This window comes from Endozoicomonas sp. GU-1 (genome assembly GCF_027366395.1).
In the GTDB taxonomy this organism is placed as follows: Bacteria; Pseudomonadota; Gammaproteobacteria; order Pseudomonadales; family Endozoicomonadaceae; genus Endozoicomonas.
Genome location: NZ_CP114771.1, coordinates 71766 through 90957 on the forward strand (window position 1 = coordinate 71766; position 19192 = coordinate 90957).

The 19192-nt window shown below is 50.5% G+C and carries 14 protein-coding genes and 1 riboswitch; of the genes, 13 read left to right on the top strand and 1 reads right to left on the bottom strand.

The window, feature by feature from the left end; translation table 11 throughout:
* The first annotated feature begins 44 nt into the window (after nt 1-44).
* From rlmN to O3276_RS00445, 8 genes are all read left to right on the top strand, one after another.
* Nucleotides 45-1208 carry a dual-specificity RNA methyltransferase RlmN gene (rlmN, locus tag O3276_RS00410; RefSeq protein WP_269673869.1) on the top strand — a complete coding sequence of 388 codons (1164 nt, stop codon included), beginning with the start codon at nt 45-47 and terminating at the stop codon, nt 1206-1208.
* Between the two features lie 98 nt (nt 1209-1306).
* The gene (gene pilW / locus O3276_RS00415; protein WP_163371854.1) at nt 1307-2068 is read left to right on the top strand and encodes a type IV pilus biogenesis/stability protein PilW; all 762 of its coding nucleotides are present in this window, start codon (nt 1307-1309) and stop codon (nt 2066-2068) included.
* Nucleotides 2061-3023: a RodZ domain-containing protein gene (locus tag O3276_RS00420; RefSeq protein ID WP_269673870.1), complete on the top strand. Its 963-nt coding sequence runs from the start codon at nt 2061-2063 to the stop codon at nt 3021-3023. Before pilW ends, O3276_RS00420 begins: the two co-directional genes overlap by 8 nt.
* Nucleotides 3024-3387: 364 nt before the next feature.
* A complete protein-coding gene (gene hisS / locus O3276_RS00425; protein ID WP_269673871.1) occupies nt 3388-4665 on the top strand; it encodes a histidine--tRNA ligase in 1278 nt (425 codons plus the stop codon).
* Nucleotides 4666-4743: 78 nt separating this feature from the next.
* The gene (locus tag O3276_RS00430; RefSeq protein ID WP_269673872.1) at nt 4744-5436 is read left to right on the top strand and encodes a YfgM family protein; all 693 of its coding nucleotides are present in this window, start codon (nt 4744-4746) and stop codon (nt 5434-5436) included.
* Between the two features lie 4 nt (nt 5437-5440).
* Nucleotides 5441-6607 carry an outer membrane protein assembly factor BamB gene (gene bamB / locus O3276_RS00435; RefSeq protein WP_269673873.1) on the top strand — a complete coding sequence of 389 codons (1167 nt, stop codon included), beginning with the start codon at nt 5441-5443 and terminating at the stop codon, nt 6605-6607.
* 152 nt (nt 6608-6759) lie between these two features.
* Nucleotides 6760-8184 (top strand): ribosome biogenesis GTPase Der, encoded by a 1425-nt coding sequence (gene der / locus O3276_RS00440; protein ID WP_269673874.1) that lies wholly within the window; start codon nt 6760-6762, stop codon nt 8182-8184.
* Nucleotides 8185-8204: 20 nt separating this feature from the next.
* Nucleotides 8205-8528 carry a cupin domain-containing protein gene (locus O3276_RS00445; RefSeq protein WP_269673875.1) on the top strand — a complete coding sequence of 108 codons (324 nt, stop codon included), beginning with the start codon at nt 8205-8207 and terminating at the stop codon, nt 8526-8528.
* Here the strand turns inward: O3276_RS00445 and xseA are convergent.
* Nucleotides 8518-9879 carry an exodeoxyribonuclease VII large subunit gene (gene xseA / locus O3276_RS00450; protein WP_269673876.1) on the bottom strand — a complete coding sequence of 454 codons (1362 nt, stop codon included), beginning with the start codon at nt 9877-9879 and terminating at the stop codon, nt 8518-8520. The two genes, O3276_RS00445 and xseA, sit on opposite strands and share 11 nt — an antisense overlap.
* 131 nt (nt 9880-10010) lie before the next feature.
* On the opposite strand from xseA, the gene guaB reads away from it, so the two are divergent.
* The 5 genes from guaB to O3276_RS00475 all read left to right on the top strand — a co-directional run bounded on the left by guaB (nt 10011) and on the right by O3276_RS00475 (nt 19191).
* Entirely contained in the window at nt 10011-11480 is a 1470-nt protein-coding gene (guaB, locus tag O3276_RS00455) for an IMP dehydrogenase (RefSeq protein ID WP_269673877.1), read from the top strand.
* 130 nt (nt 11481-11610) lie between these two features.
* Nucleotides 11611-13188 carry a glutamine-hydrolyzing GMP synthase gene (guaA, locus tag O3276_RS00460; RefSeq protein WP_269673878.1) on the top strand — a complete coding sequence of 526 codons (1578 nt, stop codon included), beginning with the start codon at nt 11611-11613 and terminating at the stop codon, nt 13186-13188.
* A 144-nt stretch (nt 13189-13332) separates the two neighbouring features.
* A riboswitch (Lysine riboswitch) is annotated at nt 13333-13503 on the top strand.
* Between the two features lie 139 nt (nt 13504-13642).
* The gene (locus O3276_RS00465; RefSeq protein ID WP_269673879.1) at nt 13643-15235 is read left to right on the top strand and encodes a Na+/H+ antiporter NhaC family protein; all 1593 of its coding nucleotides are present in this window, start codon (nt 13643-13645) and stop codon (nt 15233-15235) included.
* 72 nt (nt 15236-15307) lie between these two features.
* Nucleotides 15308-15730: a CesT family type III secretion system chaperone gene (locus tag O3276_RS00470; protein WP_269673880.1), complete on the top strand. Its 423-nt coding sequence runs from the start codon at nt 15308-15310 to the stop codon at nt 15728-15730.
* A gap of 56 nt (nt 15731-15786) precedes the next feature.
* Nucleotides 15787-19191 (top strand): glycosyltransferase, encoded by a 3405-nt coding sequence (locus tag O3276_RS00475; protein WP_269673881.1) that lies wholly within the window; start codon nt 15787-15789, stop codon nt 19189-19191.
* Nucleotide 19192 lies beyond the last annotated feature (1 nt).

The following is a 19192-nucleotide window of genomic DNA, read 5'->3' on the forward strand; positions in this document are numbered from 1 at the left end:
CCATCAGGAGGCAGGCCTTCTGATGGCTTTGAGGTATTAATAAGATGTCAGAATTGATCGAGCCATCTATCGATCAGGCCAGTGAACTGGCTGGCGAGCTGCCCACTCAGGCAGCCAAAGTCAATTTGCTGGGGCTTTCACGAAAAAAAATGGAAGCCTTCTTTCTTACTATTGGTGAGAAAAAATTCCGTGCTGAGCAGGTTTTGAAGTGGATTCATCATCATCGGGTTGATGATTTTGATGAGATGACCAATATCAGTAAATCCCTTCGTGAGCGGCTTAAGGCCAATGCTGAAATTCGCGGTCCAGAGGTGGTCAGCAGCCATTTTTCTGAGGATGGCACCTGTAAGTGGGTTGTGCGGGTGGCCAGTGGCAGCTGTGTTGAAACGGTATTTATTCCTGAAAATGGCCGCGGAACGCTGTGCGTCTCCTCCCAGGCAGGCTGTTCCCTGGATTGCAGTTTCTGTTCTACGGGCAAGCAGGGTTTTAACTCTGACCTGACGGTGGCGGAAATCATTGGCCAGGTATGGGTTGCAGCCCGTCATTTTGGCAACGTGCCGGCCAGGATGGATCGATCCATTACCAATGTGGTCATGATGGGTATGGGCGAGCCATTGATGAACTTCGATAATGTCGTTGATGCCATGGACCTGATGATGGACGACCTTGGCTATGGGCTTTCCAAGCGTCGGGTGACGTTAAGTACATCCGGTGTTGTGCCTGCGCTGAGAAAGTTAAGTGAGGTGTCTAATGTCTCCCTGGCAGTGTCACTGCATGCACCAAATAATGAGCTGAGAAACCAGCTGGTGCCGATCAACCGGAAGTATCCGCTGGATCAGCTGCTGGATGCCATCCATCATTACATGAACAGTTTGACGGACAGTAAACGGGTCGTTACGATCGAGTATACGTTGCTTGCCGGTGTGAATGATCAACCTGAACAGGTACAGCAGCTGATTGCTTTGCTGAAAGATCTGCCCTGTAAGATAAACCTTATTCCGTTCAATCCATTTCCTCATTCAGGGTATGAAAGACCCAGCAATAATGCAGTGAGACGGTTTCAGGAGAGTTTGCAGCTGGCTGGTTTTAATGTCACCGTAAGAAAGACAAGAGGTGATGATATTGACGCTGCCTGCGGTCAGTTAGTGGGCAATGTAATGGATAAGACCCGGCGCAGTGAGCGCTACATAGCAGCCAGACAGGTATAAGCTGTCCGGGATGCATCTGTTATCCGACAGGCTCCCGGAGGTTGCTACTCTCAACGGCGTCCCGGATATATTTATAAATTGCAAATGTGGGGATCAGCATGGGAGTCAAATTGAGGCCCATTGCACTACTGTTTTCTGTATCTCTGGCACTGACAGGCTGTGTCACCACGGACAGTCGGCCTGTTAACGAGAACAGGGCAGTGGTGGACTATATGAATCTGGCCAGGGGTTATCTTCAGGAAGGTTACTCGGAAAAAGCGGTAAGGCCGCTGGAAAGAGCGCTTGAGATCGAGCCCTATTCGGCCAGTGTCCATGGCATGCTGGGTATGGCTTATCAGCGTCAGGGGGAGGATCAGCTGGCCGAGCAGGCGTTCAATAAGGCGCTGGCCATTGACCCTGATGCCGCGGACATACGCAATAACTTTGGTGCTTTCCTGTTCTCCAGAAACCGGCTTCAGGACGCTTATCGTCAGTTTCAACTGGCTTCCGGGGATGTTGCTTATTCCCAGCGCAGTCGAACCTTTGAAAACCTCGGGATTGTTGCTTTGCGGATGGGCCGGTCTTCCCTGGCGGTTGATCACTTTACCCGGGCTCTTCGTCTGAACAGTAACTTGCCAAGGGCCAATCTGGAGCTTGCCGCTATCTACAAAGAGCAGGGCAATCTCTATACAGGGTGGCAGCACTACCAGGCCTTTGCCGGGTCGGCTGAGCAGAGTCCTCGCAGCTTGCTACTGGGTATTGAGCTGGCAAGGGCAAACCGGGCTCAGGATAAAGCGGCAGGTTATGCTTTGAAGCTGGAAAGGTTGTATCCCGGCTCTGTGGAGCTGAAGCATTATCGGAGTCGATTGGGTCATGAGTGAACAGGATACTCAGCAGGAAGAAGCTATTCAGACGTTTGCTCCCGGTGCTGTGCTTGCCCGGGCCCGTGACAGTCAGGGGCTATCTATCCTTGAAGTGGCTGAAAGCCTGAAAATTACCGAAAGTTATGTTAAGGCCATTGAGGAGAGCACGTTTGATATCCTGCCGCAGGCGGCATTTGTCCGTGGCTATATTCGTAATTATGCGAAACTGGTGGGGCTTAATGGCGAAGATCTGGTTAGGGACTTTGACCATTTTATGGGGGTCGATGGGCTGGAATCTCCGCGTTTACAGGGTTCTAAGAAGTTGAAGCCGCTGCGAGCTCACAGTGCACCTTCTCCAGTGTATGCGCTTGCGCTTTTGCTGCTTGTGTCGCTGGGAGGGTTTGGTTATTACCTTTGGAATAGCTTGCTGGGTATCGAACCAGTGGTCGAGGTGGCCATTATTGAAGACGTATCTGAGGATGTGTCTGAGCCTCTGGTGACTGATGCCAGTGTTGTCTCTGTCCCCTCTGTTGCGGAAATTAGTGAGAGCGTGGAGGAAGAGGCTGTTCCAGCTGATGACACCACAATTTTAAAAGAAGACCCAAGTCTGGAAGATGAACCTGTTCTGGAAGAGGTTGTGTCAGAGGGACTTCCAATTGCCATGGCCGGTTCTGAGGTTGTTGATACGATAGATGAGTCCAGTTCACCGATTGTTGATCTGATTCAGCCTCTTGTTATTAATTTCTCAGAAGATTGCTGGGTTGAAATCAAGGATGCCACCGGTGAAGTGCTGATTTCAACCGTGCAGAGAGCCGGGTCTTCCATTAATCTTGATGTTTTTCCCCCAGTGAATTTGCGGTTCGGTAATACCCCCGGTGTTGACAGTATCCTGCTGGATGGCGAGCCGGTAGCCAAACCCAGCTCGAATACCCGGGTGGCCAGTGTCTTGTTAACAGGCAGTGGTCAGGGGTAAATCAATAAGTAGCTAACCATATGAAATCATATATTTCTGACTCCTTGTTCAGGCACTCTGCTTCGTTACAACTCCGGTCACATAGCTACGGCTATGCTCCCTCCGTTGTGCCTCGCATAGCACCTGCCCAAGTAGCCAGAAATATATGATTCCATATGGCTAGCTACTTAGTCCTTAAAACTATGTCCTTTCAGTGAAGAAACTCCCGGCAGCGATGGGCATTCTTTAATGGGAGGGCTGTGGGATTGTCACACAAAGGCGTTAACGGTTATAGTTGCCTACTTTTTATTGCGAACCGCCAAATCGCCTGTTCCTGACGAACCGGGTGAAGTTATGTGGTGTTTTTGGTAGAGGACATTTGAACTTGGGCAAGCAGCTTCAAGCCATCCGTGGGATGAATGATATTCTTCCCGAACAGACCCCTGTCTGGCAGTACCTTGAGCAGCAGGTACGCTCTGTCCTGAGCACTTATGGTTATCAGGAAATCCGGGTTCCGATTGTGGAAAGCTCTGCTCTGTTCAGCCGGGGTATTGGCTCTGGTACGGATATTGTTGAGAAAGAGATGTACACCTTTGAAGATCGCAATGGTGACAAGCTCTCCCTTCGTCCTGAGGCCACTGCCGGGGTTGTTCGCGCAGGTATTCAGCAGGGCCTGTTTTACAACCAGATTCAGCGGTTGTGGACTTCCGGTCCGATGTTCCGCTACGAGCGTCCGCAAAAAGGCCGTTATCGCCAGTTTCACCAGATCAGTGTTGAAGCCTATGGCATGACAGGTCCGGATATTGATGCGGAAATCATCATGATGACGGCACGGTTTTGGCAGAAGCTTGGTCTGACAAAGCATGTCACGCTGGAGCTGAATACTCTGGGTACCATAGAAGCCCGTATCCGTTATCGTGAAGCTCTGGTGACTTATCTCAGGGATTATGAGTCAGAGCTGGATGACGACAGCCGTCGTCGCCTGACCATCAACCCGCTGAGAATTCTTGATAGTAAAGATCAAAACACACAGAAAATTGTTGCCGGTGCCCCCGAGCTGTTTGACTATCTGGATGAAGAGTCACAGGAACACTTTGCGCAGTTAAAGCAGATTCTGGATGAGGCGGGTGTTGCTTATCGCGTGAATCCAAGACTGGTGCGTGGCCTTGATTATTATGGCAGAACCGTTTTTGAATGGGTGACAGAAAGCCTGGGTGCCCAGGGTACTGTGTGTGCCGGCGGTCGATATGATGCGCTGGTTGAGATGTTAGGTGGCAAGCCGACACCTGCCGTGGGCTTTGCCATGGGGATTGAGCGTCTGGTGTTGATGCTGGAAACGCTTCAGTTACTGCCGGAATCCGTTTCAAATCGGGTGGATGTAGCGGTGGTTGCTGTCGGTGAGGGTGTTGGCCACCGGGCACTTCCGTTAGTGGAAAGACTGCGTGATGGATTGCCGGAACTGAAGATTCTGATGAATTGCGGCGGTGGCAGCTTTAAAGCACAAATGAAACGTGCAGATCGCAGCGGTGCTGCCTATGCTCTCATTCTCGGCGAAGATGAGTTGGGTGCGGGGATGGTTACTGTGAAATCCCTGAGGACGGATGAAGCCCAGCAGCAGCTGCCAATCGCCGATGTGCCCGGACATTTGCAAAAAGTACTATAGAATACTGCTGTTCAGTAAACCGCATCGTTGATGCGGTCGTACTGTTAACAGCTTCAGGAAAGAAGTCAGGAGTAAAGGGTGAGTTACCAATCTGATGAAGAGCAGGTCCAACTGCTCAAGAATCTATGGAAAGACTATGGTCAGCCGGTTGTGCTGGGTGTTGCCATGACACTGGCAGCGGTTTCCGGTTACCAGTACTGGCAGAAGACGCAGCAGCAGGAAATTGCTGAAGCTTCATCGCTTTATCAGAACTTACTGGATACTATTTCCAATGGATCCTCTCTGGAGCAACAGGCCCAGTTGTCAGCGCCTGTGACTGAAGAGCAAAAAGCAACGGTAAGCCACGTTGTATCTTCATTGCAAAAGGATCATGGCAGCAGTCAGTATGCCGCGTTTGCGACGCTTTTTCTGGCTCAGCAGCAGGTGCAGGATAACCAGTTAAGTGCCGCCCGGGCTTCCCTGGAGTGGGTTCTGGCTCAGAAACCCTCAGTTGAAATTCAGACAATGGCCAGTGTCCGGCTGGCAAGGGTACTGATCAGTGAGTCTTCCGGGAATGGTCAGCAGGCGCTGGATATCCTGACCCGACTGAATGCTGGCAAATCCTATGAGGCAACCGTAGAGTCAGCAAAAGGCGATGCTTACCTCGCCCTTGGTGATCGTAAGCAGGCCGAGACGGCTTATCGCAAAGCAGTCGATGCTGCCGGTCTGAACCGTCCGTTGCTGCAACTCAAGCTGGACGATCTGGCCGCATTGGCACCTCAGGAGGGATAACAAAATGGAGAGGTTATTGAAAGGCTCTTTGATTCTTCTGCTGATGCTGGGACTTTCTGCATGCAGTCTTTTTTCATCGGATGAAGAGGAGGTGAGAACGGCCAAACCTCTCCAGACGATTGCTGAGGAAAAGGTCAGGCTGGTTGAAGTGTGGTCCAGGGGTGTTGGCAAAGGGGTTGGCAAGCGATTCGAAAGCCTGAAGCCCGCGTTGGATGGCGATAAAGTCTTTGTTTCTGGCGCAGAAGGTACGGTTTTTGCCCTTGAGCGTGATACCGGAAAGGAAGTCTGGAAGAAAAAACTCAATACCCGTGTTGGTGGTGGCGTCAGTGCCGCAGCGGGTATGGTGTTGCTGGGGACGCTGGATGGTGAAGTGATTGCCCTGAGCCAGGAAAATGGCGATGAACTCTGGCGAGAGCGGGTCAGTAGCGAGATTCTCAGTGCGCCGATAACTGATGGTTTCTATGTTGCTGTGCAGAGTATTGATGACCGTCTGACCGTGCTTGATGCTGAGAGCGGGCAGTATCTCTGGCGTCAGGAAGCGCTGCAGCCGGCACTGACGTTAAGAGGTTCAGCTGCGCCACTGATCTTCAGCGAAGCGGTGTTTGCCGGGTTTGCCAGCGGCGAAGCAAAAGCCTTTCGTCTGAAAAACGGTGCGCCATTGTGGAGTTCCCGGATTGCCGCCCCCAAGGGCAGTACTGAGCTGGAACGGATGGTTGATATCAAGGGGGCTCCGCTGATCCTTGGAGATTCCGTTTTCTTTGTCAGCTTCCAGGGCAATGTTGCCGGGCTGGACCTTTACAGTGGCCGGGTGCGCTGGGCAAAAGAGCTGTCCAGTTATGAATCCATGGCAGAAGGGTTTGGTGCTATCTACCTGACCAGTGAAGAGAGTTATGTCAGCTCCATTGACCAGAGAACCGGTGCCGCTAACTGGCGACAGGAAGATTTTGAGTTCCGTCAGCTGTCGGCACCCGCAGCGTTCAGCAGTTATGTTGTGGTCGGCGATGGTGAGGGTTATGTGCACCTGTTGTCGCAGGTTGATGGCAGTCAGGCTGGACGTTTCAAGGCTGACTCTTCTGCAATTAAAGCCCAGCCCCTGGTGGATGGTGACTTGATCCTGGTCTTGTCTGCTGATGGTGAGCTGGTTGCCTTGAAGGAAAAAGCTTCCGGGTAATGGAAGCTGGTTTCTGACTTTTTAGAATGTTGTCGGGCTGAATCTTTAAAAGGATTCAGCCCGTTTTCAATTTCGGTCTGATGACCGATGCGCTGGGAAAGCGTGTTCTGAATGATTTCCCCGCTGCGTACTTTGTAATTTTGGTAAATCTTATGGTTCCTGTAATTGCCCTGGTGGGTCGGCCAAATGTTGGCAAGTCCACCCTTTTTAACCGTCTGACCCGCTCCCGGGATGCTTTGGTAGCCAATGTGGCCGGGTTAACCCGCGACCGGAAATACGGTGAGGGCAAAATTGGTTCGCATCCCTATATTGTCGTGGATACCGGCGGTATTTCCGGTGATGAAGAGGGGATTGACTCTGCCATGGCAGAGCAGTCGCTGGCGGCCATCAATGAGGCGGATGTTGTCCTGTTTCTGGTGGATGCTAAAGCCGGGTTGACAGCTGCTGATGAAATGATTGCTTTGCATCTGCGCAAACAGGGCAAAAAGTATCATCTGGTGCTGAATAAGGTAGACAGGGTGGATGCTGAGCAGGCCGAGGCGGATTTTGCTTCCCTGGGTATCGGCGAAGCCTATCATATTGCTGCCGTGCATGGTCGGGGCGTCAGTAACATGATCAATGACGTGCTGCTGGAGTGTACTGACGGTGAGGCAGAAGAGTTTGATGAGCTGTCAACCAGGCCCAGAGGTATCAAGATTGGTATCGTTGGTCGCCCTAACGTGGGTAAATCTACCCTGGTTAACCGCCTGTTAGGCGAGGAACGAGTGGTTGTTTACGATCAGGCGGGAACGACCCGTGACAGTGTTTACATTCCCTATGAGCGTTTTGGTCAGGACTATACGCTGATTGATACGGCAGGTGTCCGCAGAAGAGGCAAGGTGTCCGAATCCATTGAAAAGTTTTCGGTCATCAAGACGCTGCAGGCGATTGAAGATGCCAATGTGGTGGTTCTGGTGCTGGATGCCCGGGAAGGTATTGTGGAGCAGGATCTGCACCTGCTGGGCTTTGTCCTGGACGCCGGTCGTGCTGTGGTCATTGCACTGAACAAGTGGGATGGCATGGAAGAAGAGCAGAAAACCCAGGTAAAGACAGAGCTGAAGCGTCGACTCGGGTTTATCAATTATGCCCGCATTCACATGATTTCGGCAAAACACGGTACCGGTGTTGGCAATCTGTATGACTCTATTGAAGAGGCGTATGAAGCGGCGACCAGTAAACTGTCCACCAATCGTCTGACGCGAATTCTGGAAGATGCTGTTAAGGAGCATCAGCCGCCCATGGTCAATAATCGCCGTATTAAGCTGCGCTACTGCCATGCTGGAGCCATGAATCCGCCAACGATTATTATTCATGGTAACCAGACTGAGCGGGTGCCAGCGGCTTATCGACGTTATCTGGAAAATACCTTCCGTAAAGTGCTGAAGATTATGGGAACGCCTATTCGAATTGAGTTCCGCTCAGGTGATAACCCTTATGCGGAAGCCAAAGAGGTTGATCAGAGGCAGGCTCACCGTAAGCGCAGAGTTGAAAAATCGGCGCAGTTTGCCAAAGAGAAGCGTAAGTCAAAACGTTCCTGAGTGGTTCAGGTGGGTAGTCAATGAAAAACAATCTGTTCGAACACATACCTGAAGAATTACCTGAAGAGTTGTTTGAGACTCTGCAGGCATCCGGTGGCGTGAAAATAGAGCGGATTGTTTCCCGTGGTCATGCGACGCCAACAGGGGACTGGTATAATCAGTCCTGGGATGAGTGGGTGGTGTTGTTAAGCGGTTCAGCTGTACTGGAGTTTGATGGGGAAAGAGCCCCTGTCACTCTCCATGCCGGTGATTATATTATGCTGCCTTCCGGGTGCCGGCATCGGGTTGCGTGGACTCAACCCGATGTTGATACCATCTGGTTAGCGGTTCATATTAATTTGTGATTTTTTCCACCTTGCAGATCGCCTCGCCCTCGAAGAATCGTGTGGTCACCCGATCGCCTTCCCGCAGCTGCTGGCTGCTTCGGATAATGGCATCGCCAGCCATGGTTATGGCATAGCCTCTTGACAGTGTTGCCAGAGGGCTTACGGCGTTCAATTCGCCAGACACTTTCTCCAGTTTCAGGTGACGTCTTTCCAGGCTGTTGGATATGAGCTGGATCAGCTTTTGCCCCATATATTCATTACGGCTTTTCAGCAGTTCCAATTTGCGTTGGGGGTTCTGTTGATTTGCCCGGTCTCTGAGTCGGCTCAGGCTTGATTGAGTCCGCTCCAGTTTCAGCGTAATGGCCTGCTTTAACCGGATTTCCAGATCATCCAGCCGCTGGCTGTTGTCTCTCAGGCGATCTCCGGGGTGTCTTAACCGTTTTTGCAGGTTATCAAGCTCTCGCTGGCTTAACAGCAGCTTGTGACGAGTCAGTGTTGTGAGCTTTCTGCTGATCAGGTTGAGCTGATTTAACAGGGCCTGGCGATCCGGGCTGAGGATTTCTGCCGCTGCTGATGGGGTTGCGGCCCGGTGATCAGCTACAAAGTCGGCAATGGTAAAATCAATTTCATGACCAACGGCACTGACTGTGGGGATAGGGCAGCCTGCTATGGCTCTGGCCACCAACTCTTCATTGAATGGCCACAAATCTTCCAGTGAACCACCGCCGCGACCAATAATCAGTACATCAAACCGGTTGGCACTTGCTGCCAGTTTTAACGCACTGACCAGTTCGTGTTTCGCCTGCTCTCCCTGAACCGAGCTGGGAATAATGGTGACTGGTATGGCGGGAAAGCGTCTCTTCAGTACGGTGAGGATATCCCGGATGGCTGCGCCGGTGGGTGAGGTGATCACCCCGATATGTTTTGGATGAGAGGGCAGGGGTTGTTTGCGCGTGATGTCGAACAGGCCTTCAGCGGCCAGTTTTGTTTTGAGAACCTCAAAGGCTTTCTGCAGGTTACCGGTGCCAGTATTATCCATGTGTTCAACAATCAGTTGATAGTCGCCTCTTCCTTCATACAGGCTTACGCGCCCCCTGGCCATCAACAGCATGCCTTCAGTCGGGACAAACTTAAGCGCCTGGTTACGGTTGCGGAACATGGCGCAGCGGATCTGTGACTGTTTGTCCTTCAGGGTGAAATACCAATGCCCGGAGCTGGGACGGGCCAGTCCGGATATTTCGCCCTCAACACGGACATTATTGAAATTCATCTCCAGCAATCGCCTGGCTTTACCATTTAACTCCGTAACAGAGAGGGCTTTTGCGGATGCCTCAGCGTTTTGCGTCGGTTTGTCTGTAAAGTGGTGCATGGATCAAGCCTGGCAGGGGGATTGTCGGTTTTTTTGGTATTCTGCCTGAATAAGTGGTTTAGCTGAAGTTGAAATATAGGGTATACTTGTTCGAATTTTTTTCCCATAAAATAAACTCTTGGTAACAGGCAATGCTGAGAATTGCACAAGATGCACTCACCTTCGATGATGTCCTCCTCCTGCCCGGCTACTCCGAAGTCCTCCCCAAAGATGTCTCCCTGAAAACCAAACTGACCCGCGGTATTGAGCTGAATATTCCGCTGATTTCTGCGGCGATGGATACCGTTACCGAAGCGTCTCTGGCTATTGCCATGGCCCAGGAAGGCGGAATCGGGATTATTCACAAGAATATGACGCCGGAGCAGCAGGCCGCTGAAGTGCGCAAGGTCAAGAAGCACGAAAGTGGTGTGGTCAAAGACCCGATTACCATTGATGCCAGTGCCACTGTCAGAGACCTTCTGGAGCTGACCTCCAGACATAATATCTCCGGTGTTCCCGTGCTTTCTGGCAGTGATCTGGTGGGGATTGTTACCAGTCGTGACGTCCGCTTTGTCTCTAATCTGGATAAAGCCGTTTCCGAGATCATGACCCGGAAAGAGCGTCTGGTGACGGTTCAGGAAGGTACTGATCCGGAGACCGTTCGCAAGCTTCTGCATAAGCATCGTATTGAAAAGGTGCTGGTGGTGGATGATCAGTTCAATCTCACCGGTATGATGACCGTTAAGGACATTAAAAAGGCCCAGCAGTACCCGAATGCATCGAAAGACAGTCAGGGACAGTTGCGCGTCGGGGCCGCGGTGGGTACCGGAGCGGAAACGCCTGATCGTGTCGCTGCCCTGGTGGCTGCCGGCGTTGATGTCATTATCGTCGACACTGCTCATGGTCATTCCCGTGGTGTGATTGAGCGAGTGAAGTGGGTGAAGGAAAACTACCCGCAGGTTCAGGTGATCGGCGGTAATATTGCCACCGCCGAGGCTGGCAAGGCCCTGGTCGAAGCGGGCGCTGATGGCGTTAAAGTGGGTATCGGTCCGGGTTCTATCTGCACTACCCGTATTGTGACCGGTATTGGTGTGCCTCAGATCACTGCGGTAGCCAATGTGGTTGAAGCGCTGAAAGATACCGGAGTGCCTGTTATTGCTGATGGCGGTATCCGTTTTTCCGGTGATATGGCAAAAGCGATTGTTGCCGGTGCCAGTACCGTCATGCTGGGCAGTATGCTGGCGGGTACTGAAGAAGCGCCGGGTGAAGTGGAGCTTTACCAGGGGCGTAGCTACAAGGCTTATCGTGGCATGGGTTCTCTGGGGGCAATGTCCCAGGCTTCCGGTTCCAGTGACCGTTATTTTCAGAGTGCCGAAGCGGGTGCTGAAAAGCTGGTTCCGGAAGGTATTGAAGGGCGTGTACCGTACAAGGGGCCTCTGCATGCCATTATTCATCAGATGGTGGGTGGCTTGCGTGCCGCGATGGGGTATACCGGTTCTGCTGATATGGAAATCATGCGCACCCGGCCAAAGTTCGTTCGCGTGACCAATGCCGGTATGGCCGAATCCCACGTTCACGATGTCACGATTACCAAGGAAGCGCCTAACTACCGTGTTGGTTAAGATTGCTTCACAGCGTTGTTCATGTTGACACCTGCAGCCGGGCAGAAATGAGATAGCTTCTGACCGGCTGTTTACTTTCAGTAAGGGTAAGCCTTCCAGCCTTGCTGATCACAGGACTTAGAGATTAATCATGTCCCAGGATATCCATTCAGACCGCATTCTGATTCTTGATTTTGGTTCCCAGTACACCCAGCTCATCGCCCGAAGAGTGCGTGAGATCGGTGTTTATTGTGAACTTCATCCCTACGATATGGATGCTGCCGCTATCCGGGAGTTCAACCCGAAAGCGATCATTTTGTCCGGCGGCCCTGAATCCGTTACCGGTGATAACTCTCCAAAAGCCGCAGATATTGTTTTTGAACTCGGTGTGCCTGTGCTGGGTATCTGTTACGGCATGCAGACCATGGCAGAGCAGATGGGTGGCAAGGTCAGTACCTCTGATCTGCGTGAGTTTGGCTATGCCCAGGTTCAGCTGGAAGAGAAAGTGCGCCTTTTTGATGGCATCGAAGACCATGTTTGTGAAGGTGGCCGTCTGACTCTTGATGTCTGGATGAGTCATGGTGATAAAGTGACCGCCATACCTGAAGGCTTTGTGGTTGCTGCTTCCACCGGCTCATGCCCGATTGCAGCCATGGCTTGCGAAGAAAGGCAGTATTATGGCGTCCAGTTCCACCCTGAAGTGACACATACCACCCAGGGATTACGAATTCTTGAGCGTTTTGTGGTTGATATTGCCGGGTGTCAGAAACTGTGGACGCCAGGCAAGATCATCGATGACGCTATTGCCCGTATTCGTGAGCAGGTGGGCGAACAGAAGGTGTTGCTGGGGCTGTCCGGTGGTGTTGATTCCAGTGTCGTAGCGGCCCTGCTGCATAGGGCTATTGGTGACCAGCTGGTCTGCGTTTTTGTTGATAATGGTCTGCTCCGCCTCCATGAAGGCGATCAGGTGATGGCCATGTTTGCAGAAAATATGGGGGTTCGGGTTATTCGTGCGGACTCTGAAGCGTTGTTCCTGGGTCGTCTGAACGGTGTGCAGGACCCTGAAGACAAGCGCAAGATTATTGGCAATACCTTTATCGAAGTGTTTGATGAACATGCCAGTGCCCTGGACAACATCACTTTTCTGGCTCAGGGCACCATCTATCCCGATGTTATTGAGTCTGCTGGTTCAACAACCGGTAAGGCCCATGTCATCAAGTCCCATCATAATGTGGGCGGGCTGCCGGAAGAGATGAAGATGGAGTTGGTTGAGCCGCTGCGTGAGCTGTTCAAGGATGAGGTTCGAACCATTGGTCTGGAGCTGGGTCTGCCTTATGACATGGTATACCGTCACCCATTCCCGGGGCCGGGCCTCGGCGTTCGTATCCTGGGTGAGGTCAAAAAGGAATATGCGGATATTCTCCGCCAGGCGGATGCTATTTTCATTGAAGAATTGCGTAAGGCCGACTGGTATCAAAAGACCAGCCAGGCTTTTGCTGTTTTCCTGCCGGTGAAATCCGTTGGCGTGGTGGGTGATGGTCGCCGTTATGAGTATGTGATTGCCCTGCGAGCGGTGGAAACCATAGACTTTATGACCGCTCGCTGGGCTCACTTGCCCTATGATCTGCTGGAAAAAGTCTCTAATCGGATCATCAATGAAATTGAGCATATTTCCAGGGTGACCTATGATGTATCCAGTAAGCCACCGGCTACGATTGAGTGGGAGTGATACAGTTATTACTAAATGTAATATCTGATTCCTTTACTTATACTTGCTTTGGGTATTTATATCGGGAGCAATGGTGCATAATGCGCCCATTCAGGGGTGATGTAGCGAGTATCCTCTTGCTACATTCCTGCCTGTGATCCTCTTTCCCTAGTTAGAGGCGCGCTGTTTATCAGTAAATCGGAATAGGGTGACGTCCGTAGTCCGATTGAAAGGAAATGGCGCCGAAGTGAGTCTGGTGGTCAACCTGCCTCACTGGTAGTGCATCGAACAGGTGTACTACTGTCACAGTTTTTACTGTGGAGAGCTAACGGGTACCAGAGAGCGCTGATGAGGTTTTCTTTATTCGCGCTTCCTCCATGTACGCTTGCCTCCTGATCTGATTACAACTGGTTCACTCATCCTGATAAGCACTGGAATAACGGGCATGGGTGATCAATAAACGAGATCAGTTTTTATGGAATTAACCAGTTTCAGTGATTCGTCGTTATCATTATTGGCTCCAGCCATTGCAATTATTCTGGCAGTCATAACCCGGAAAGTATTATGGTCTCTGGGCGCTGGTATAGTCACCGGTGCGTTACTGCTGACCGGCTTGAATCCGCTTATCACCATTCACCGTATTTTTGATGGGTTTGTTGGTGTGTTTTGGGATGAAGGCCTTAATTTCAGCAATCTCTATATTCTGTTGTTTTTGCTGGTTCTGGGTGTGATCACCAGTCTGATCAGTATTTCTGGTGGAGCCAGGGCCTTTGGTGAGTGGGCTCGTGAGCGTGTCAAGACACGTCAGGGATCGCAGGTACTGACGGTCTTTCTCGGTGTTATCATTTTTATTGATGATTATTTCAACAGCCTTGCCGTGGGGAGTATCAGTAAGCCACTCACTGACCGGCACAAAGTCTCAAGAGCCAAGCTCGCTTATTTGATTGATTCGACCGCTGCCCCAATCTGCGTAATTATGCCAATTTCAAGCTGGGGTGCTTATATCATTGCTCTGGTGGGTACTATTATGGCGACCCACGGTGTTGGTGGTGAGAGCCCGGTCTTTTCATTCCTGGCCATGGTTCCCATGAACCTTTATGCAATCTTTGCGCTGGCGCTGGTTTTCTTTACCGCAGCCATGGATCTTAATGTTGGCCCTATGGCCAGACATGAGAGTGCAGCGCTTGCTGGCAATCTGTTTGATGCCAATAAGGGTAACCCTCCGGGCGCTCCAACTCTGGAAGAAGATGAAAATGGCCGTGTGGCGGATCTGGTGTCACCGATTCTGGTGTTGGTGCTGGCAACGATGGCTGCCATGATCTGGACGGGGTATACCGCTCTTGCTGGTGATGATCAGGCATTTTCCATTCTGGGTGCCTTTGAGAATACCGATGTTACGTTATCACTGATCAGTGGCGGTATGATTGGTCTTCTGTTTGCGATAGCCCGGTTGCTGGGTCGAAATATTTCCGTAAACACCTGGAAGAAGGCGATCGCTGAGGGCAGCAGGTCAATGTTGCCAGCTATTTATATTCTTGTGTTTGCCTGGATTCTGACTGGAATAATTGGCCAGCTGGAGACCGGTAAGTATCTGGCTGGTCTGGTTAGTGGGAATATTTCCCCCAGCTTTTTGCCCATGATGCTTTTTATTGTCTCTGGTGTGATGGCTTTTGCTACCGGAACCAGTTGGGGCACCTTTGGTATCATGCTGCCCATCGCCGGAGATATGGCGGCTGCAGCGGACATAGCCATGATGCTGCCTATGTTGGCCTCTGTGCTGGCGGGTGCCGTGTTTGGTGATCACTGCTCCCCGATTTCTGATACCACAATTCTTTCGTCCACCGGGGCATCCTGTCACCACATGGATCACGTCAATACTCAGCTTCCTTACGCGCTTGGCATAGCGGCTGTAGCCATGTTCGGGTATCTGGTAATGGGGATTACTCACTCGATTTCCATAGGCTTTGTTGCATCACTTGTGGCGTTTACAGGTCTTATTATTCTGTTCAGAAGGATTTCTTTGAAGTCCCGCTTATTGGCACCCGCTTCCGGTCATCTGGCCAAGTAATTAAGCTGCACTATGCTTAAGGAGAGGCAGGGATGCCTTTTTGAACTTATTTAAATCAAGAGCATGGATGCTATGAGCTTTGAACAATTGATGAATTCATACGCTGCTCGTCAGCAGATAGGTGAGCTGGAGTATGAAAACGACAGATATTCTCTGTTGGTTGATGGTCGGATAGAGGTTGCCTGTTTTCAGGCCAATGGTCGCTTTTATGCTTATAGCATCATTGCCAGGCTGCCCGGGGATAATAGTAAGCGTGAAGAATTGTTGATCAGGCTACTGGGAAAAAACCTGGCTCTGGTTGCCCATGAGCGTGTTTCATTGTGTATCGACCCTGATGTCGATGCTCTGGCTCTATATGCTTCTGCTCCGATAAAGAGCCTGAATGTTGATGGTATTGAAGAGGTCATTGCAGCATTGGCCAATAATCATGCACTTTTTGTCAATTGGGTTGAGCAAAGTGCCCCCCCTGGCCCAGCCATGATGTTCATGTCCTAATAGAAGCTACTGTCAGTTCGATATATAAGGTATGTCAATGATTAGAGTTGTTCGATATGCCTTTGAAAAAGCAGCAATCCACTGGTTCCTCAATATTTGGTTGCCTGGTTGCCAGTACTGAATCTGCCTATTTCAATGGACTCCGGCGTGCCAATGACGGATTTCTGAAAGCCATCATTCGTTACAGTCGATTCAAAGAGATACATATATTTTCCCCTCAGTCGTTATTGCCGGAGTTGAGATCCGGCTGGGAATCTTTTCTTCAGCATTATGGCAGTGATAAAGCCATCCATTTCTTGCCGGCTCATGAGTTAAACCGGTATTTTTCCAGGGTCAGGTACCAGGTTTTTCATCAGGGGGATCCCTGGGTTGGTCATCTCGCAGCGCTTCGTGATGCCTACTGTGTGGAACCATTTCCTATTACGGGTCGGGCTCATACGCTGAGTACAGACTCAAATATGTCAAATACCCGTGATTTATTGTTGTCACCGCTAAAGAGTTGTGACGCAATTTTATGCAGCAGCGAAGCGCAGAAAAAAGTGATGATGCGTCTGTTGTCTGCTGCAAGTTCCAGTATTTCAGATCATATTGGTGTGGCTATACCTTACAAGGGGAGCGTTGCAAAGCTGCCCCTGGGGATAGATCCTGAAGAGCGTTATGCTGGAAGTAAAGAGGAAGCCAGAGAGGTATTGGGTGTTGCTCAGGAATCTTTTGTCATTTTAACCCTTGGCCGGATTGCTCCTTCAAACAAGATGGACCTCCATCCGGTATTGCTGGTCATGAATGATCTGGTGGAGGGTTATGGGCACCGAAATATCAAGTGGATTATTGCGGGTGCAGGAGATGCTGGCAATCCAGCTGTGCAGTCCCTGTTAAAACAAGCTTATGATTTAAACCTTGAAGGCAGTGTCCGCTTTGAGCTGGAAATTGCAGATGACCGTAAACATCAATGGCTGTCAGCCTGTGATCTGGTTTTGACGCTTTCGGATAATATTCAGGAAAGTTTTGGCATCGTTCCTCTGGAAGCAATGGTTAATGGCAAGGCTGTTGTTTTATCCGACTGGAATGGTTATTCGGAATTGGTTGAGGATGGGGTCAGTGGCTGTTTGGTTGAAACTGTATCGACAGATTTGGATGATCTCGCCCGTCCGCTTGGTTCATTATTGACGGACCATGCCCATTTGCTCCAAGCCCAGGGGACAGCGGTTAATTTGAGCCAATGTTCAGAGAAAATTCATCAGCTGATTCAGGAGCCTGAACTTCTGTCTGGCATGGGAGAGCAGGGAAGGCAGAGAGTATTTGAGAATTATCGATGGGAAGTCGTTGTTGATGAGTATCATCAGTTGGTGAGTGGTCTGAATAAAGACGCTGATCAGATTTCCCGATTAAATAAAAGGCCAGTGGGGCTTCCTTATCATCAGATATTTGAGCATTACCCAGCCAGTCAATTGGCCGATGACCAGTTCCTTACGACAACGGATCGAGGTGTTAGATTGCTGCTGAGATCCGAGCAGTTTGTTCACTATACCGAAATGGATTCATTGTTAAAAACGGACCTGATTGACCAGGTAGCCCGTCTTTGTCTATCCGGTTGCCATGTGACGGACCTGAAGGTGAAGTTTCCTCAGGAACCGGCACTTCTGTTGAATATTATGTGGATGTGTAAATATCAACTGCTGGCCCTGACCGATAAACCGTCAATAAAGCAGGCTGACCAGCAAACAAGATGGTGGCCTGAAGAGCAAAGGCTACCAGCTGAGGTGATGCTGCATCTGGATTGTGTCGAGCCTCATCGGTTCAGACTTCTGGAGCCTTTGCTCTGTTGGCTGGATGTGCAGCTGGCGTTCTACCATAACCAGTCAGAGAGCCCTGAATTTCGAGCAAGCCTGCTCAAGCCCTTTGCTGCAAAGCTGGATGGTCAGCTGTTGCAGGCAATTGGCTGGGTCGCTGAGATGAAAGGGACTGTGCAATATACCGATGTGTTGGACTCTGTCGTTGAGCAGGGTGGGCTGGTATTCCTGAGTGCTGAATTTCCTTTGTGGTATCGTTTGAATCGCTTATGGATTATCCGTGCACTGAAAGACTTTAAACAATTTTTTGCCCGGTTTTACGGAGATCTTGGGGGTATCAATCAACTGTTTTCTGATTGTTGGCAACAGCCAGCGCAGAGCATTGCCCGCCTTGATTTTCCGTTAAGTACTTCGTCTTCTTGCATGATTGCCATTATCGTTTGCGATAATGGCGAGAAGCTGGTTTATAAAAACAGGGATCTGGCTGTCGAGCGGCAGATTATCGGACATACTGCTGATAACAGTAATATCGCCGGTAAGCTTAACCAGTGGCTGGGTGGGCAGCCCGGGCTGGCGACCCTGAGGATAATGTCAGGATCGTTTGATGGCGCTTACGGTTATTGTGAGTTTGTTGATAAAGGTCCCAGTGAGGCTCTGGATGATCAGCAGATAAATGATTATTACCAGCGCCTGGGAGTTATTGCTGGTTTATCGATCCTGTTGGGAATGGGAGATGTTCATAATCGGAATGTCGTATCCAGAAATGGCATACCTCATCTTGTGGATGTTAAAGCTGCTTTCTGCCCTGGTGTTATAAAAGCGTTCGAGTCTGAGTTGAATGATCCACAGAGAGCTTTCTGTGGCACGGATAACAGCTTTATGCTCACGTCTCTCTGGAGCGTTGTTGAACATTTCCACTTTAATGGTTATCGGGATTGCCTCTTCCAGTTGGTTAATGGCGAATTGATTGAGATGCCGCCGGTGAAAGAGAGTCTGGTGACCAATAATTGGGTCCGGACCGGTGCGAGTGACACGTTATCGAACATCAAGCCTTTCCTTTGCAGTCAATATGCCGGCGCTTTTGAAAAAGGCCTTGATGCTACGTTCAGGGTTGTTGTGGATCATCACGATGATTGGTGTGTGCTTCTGGAACGGTGTAAAGGAATGACCGTTTGCCACTTACCCCGTTTAGATCAGGAGTTCTATTGGCAACAGAAAGTGAACCTATGGACCTTTCATGGCTTTCAGGCATTCTCAGGAAAGCGTCTCAAGGGTTATTTTGACAGGGTGGCAAGTCGATTATGTCAGGGGGCAGAAGAGATTCAACGCTGGGGTGAACCTGAGTGGTTTGAACCTGCAACAACACTGTCAGATGAGTTGGTGAAGAATTTGCTTTCTGGCTCAATTACTGAGTTCAGGCGTGAAGTTGGAGGGAAGGGGGTATTCAGTGAGTCTGGTTCCGGGCTATCTGAAAGGGTAGTTTCTGACCATTATTTTTCAGTTGATACGTTAAGCAAGTCTGTCCGTCTGGTGCAGACTATGGCTGAGAACCCTCAGCAACTGGAGCAATTTCTAATCTTTCTTACGGCGGTGGTCAAGCAGTGGATGATTGAGAAAGCGGTGCCGGGGAAAAACTTCCCGGAAGCTTTGCGAGCTAAGCTTCCGGAATAAG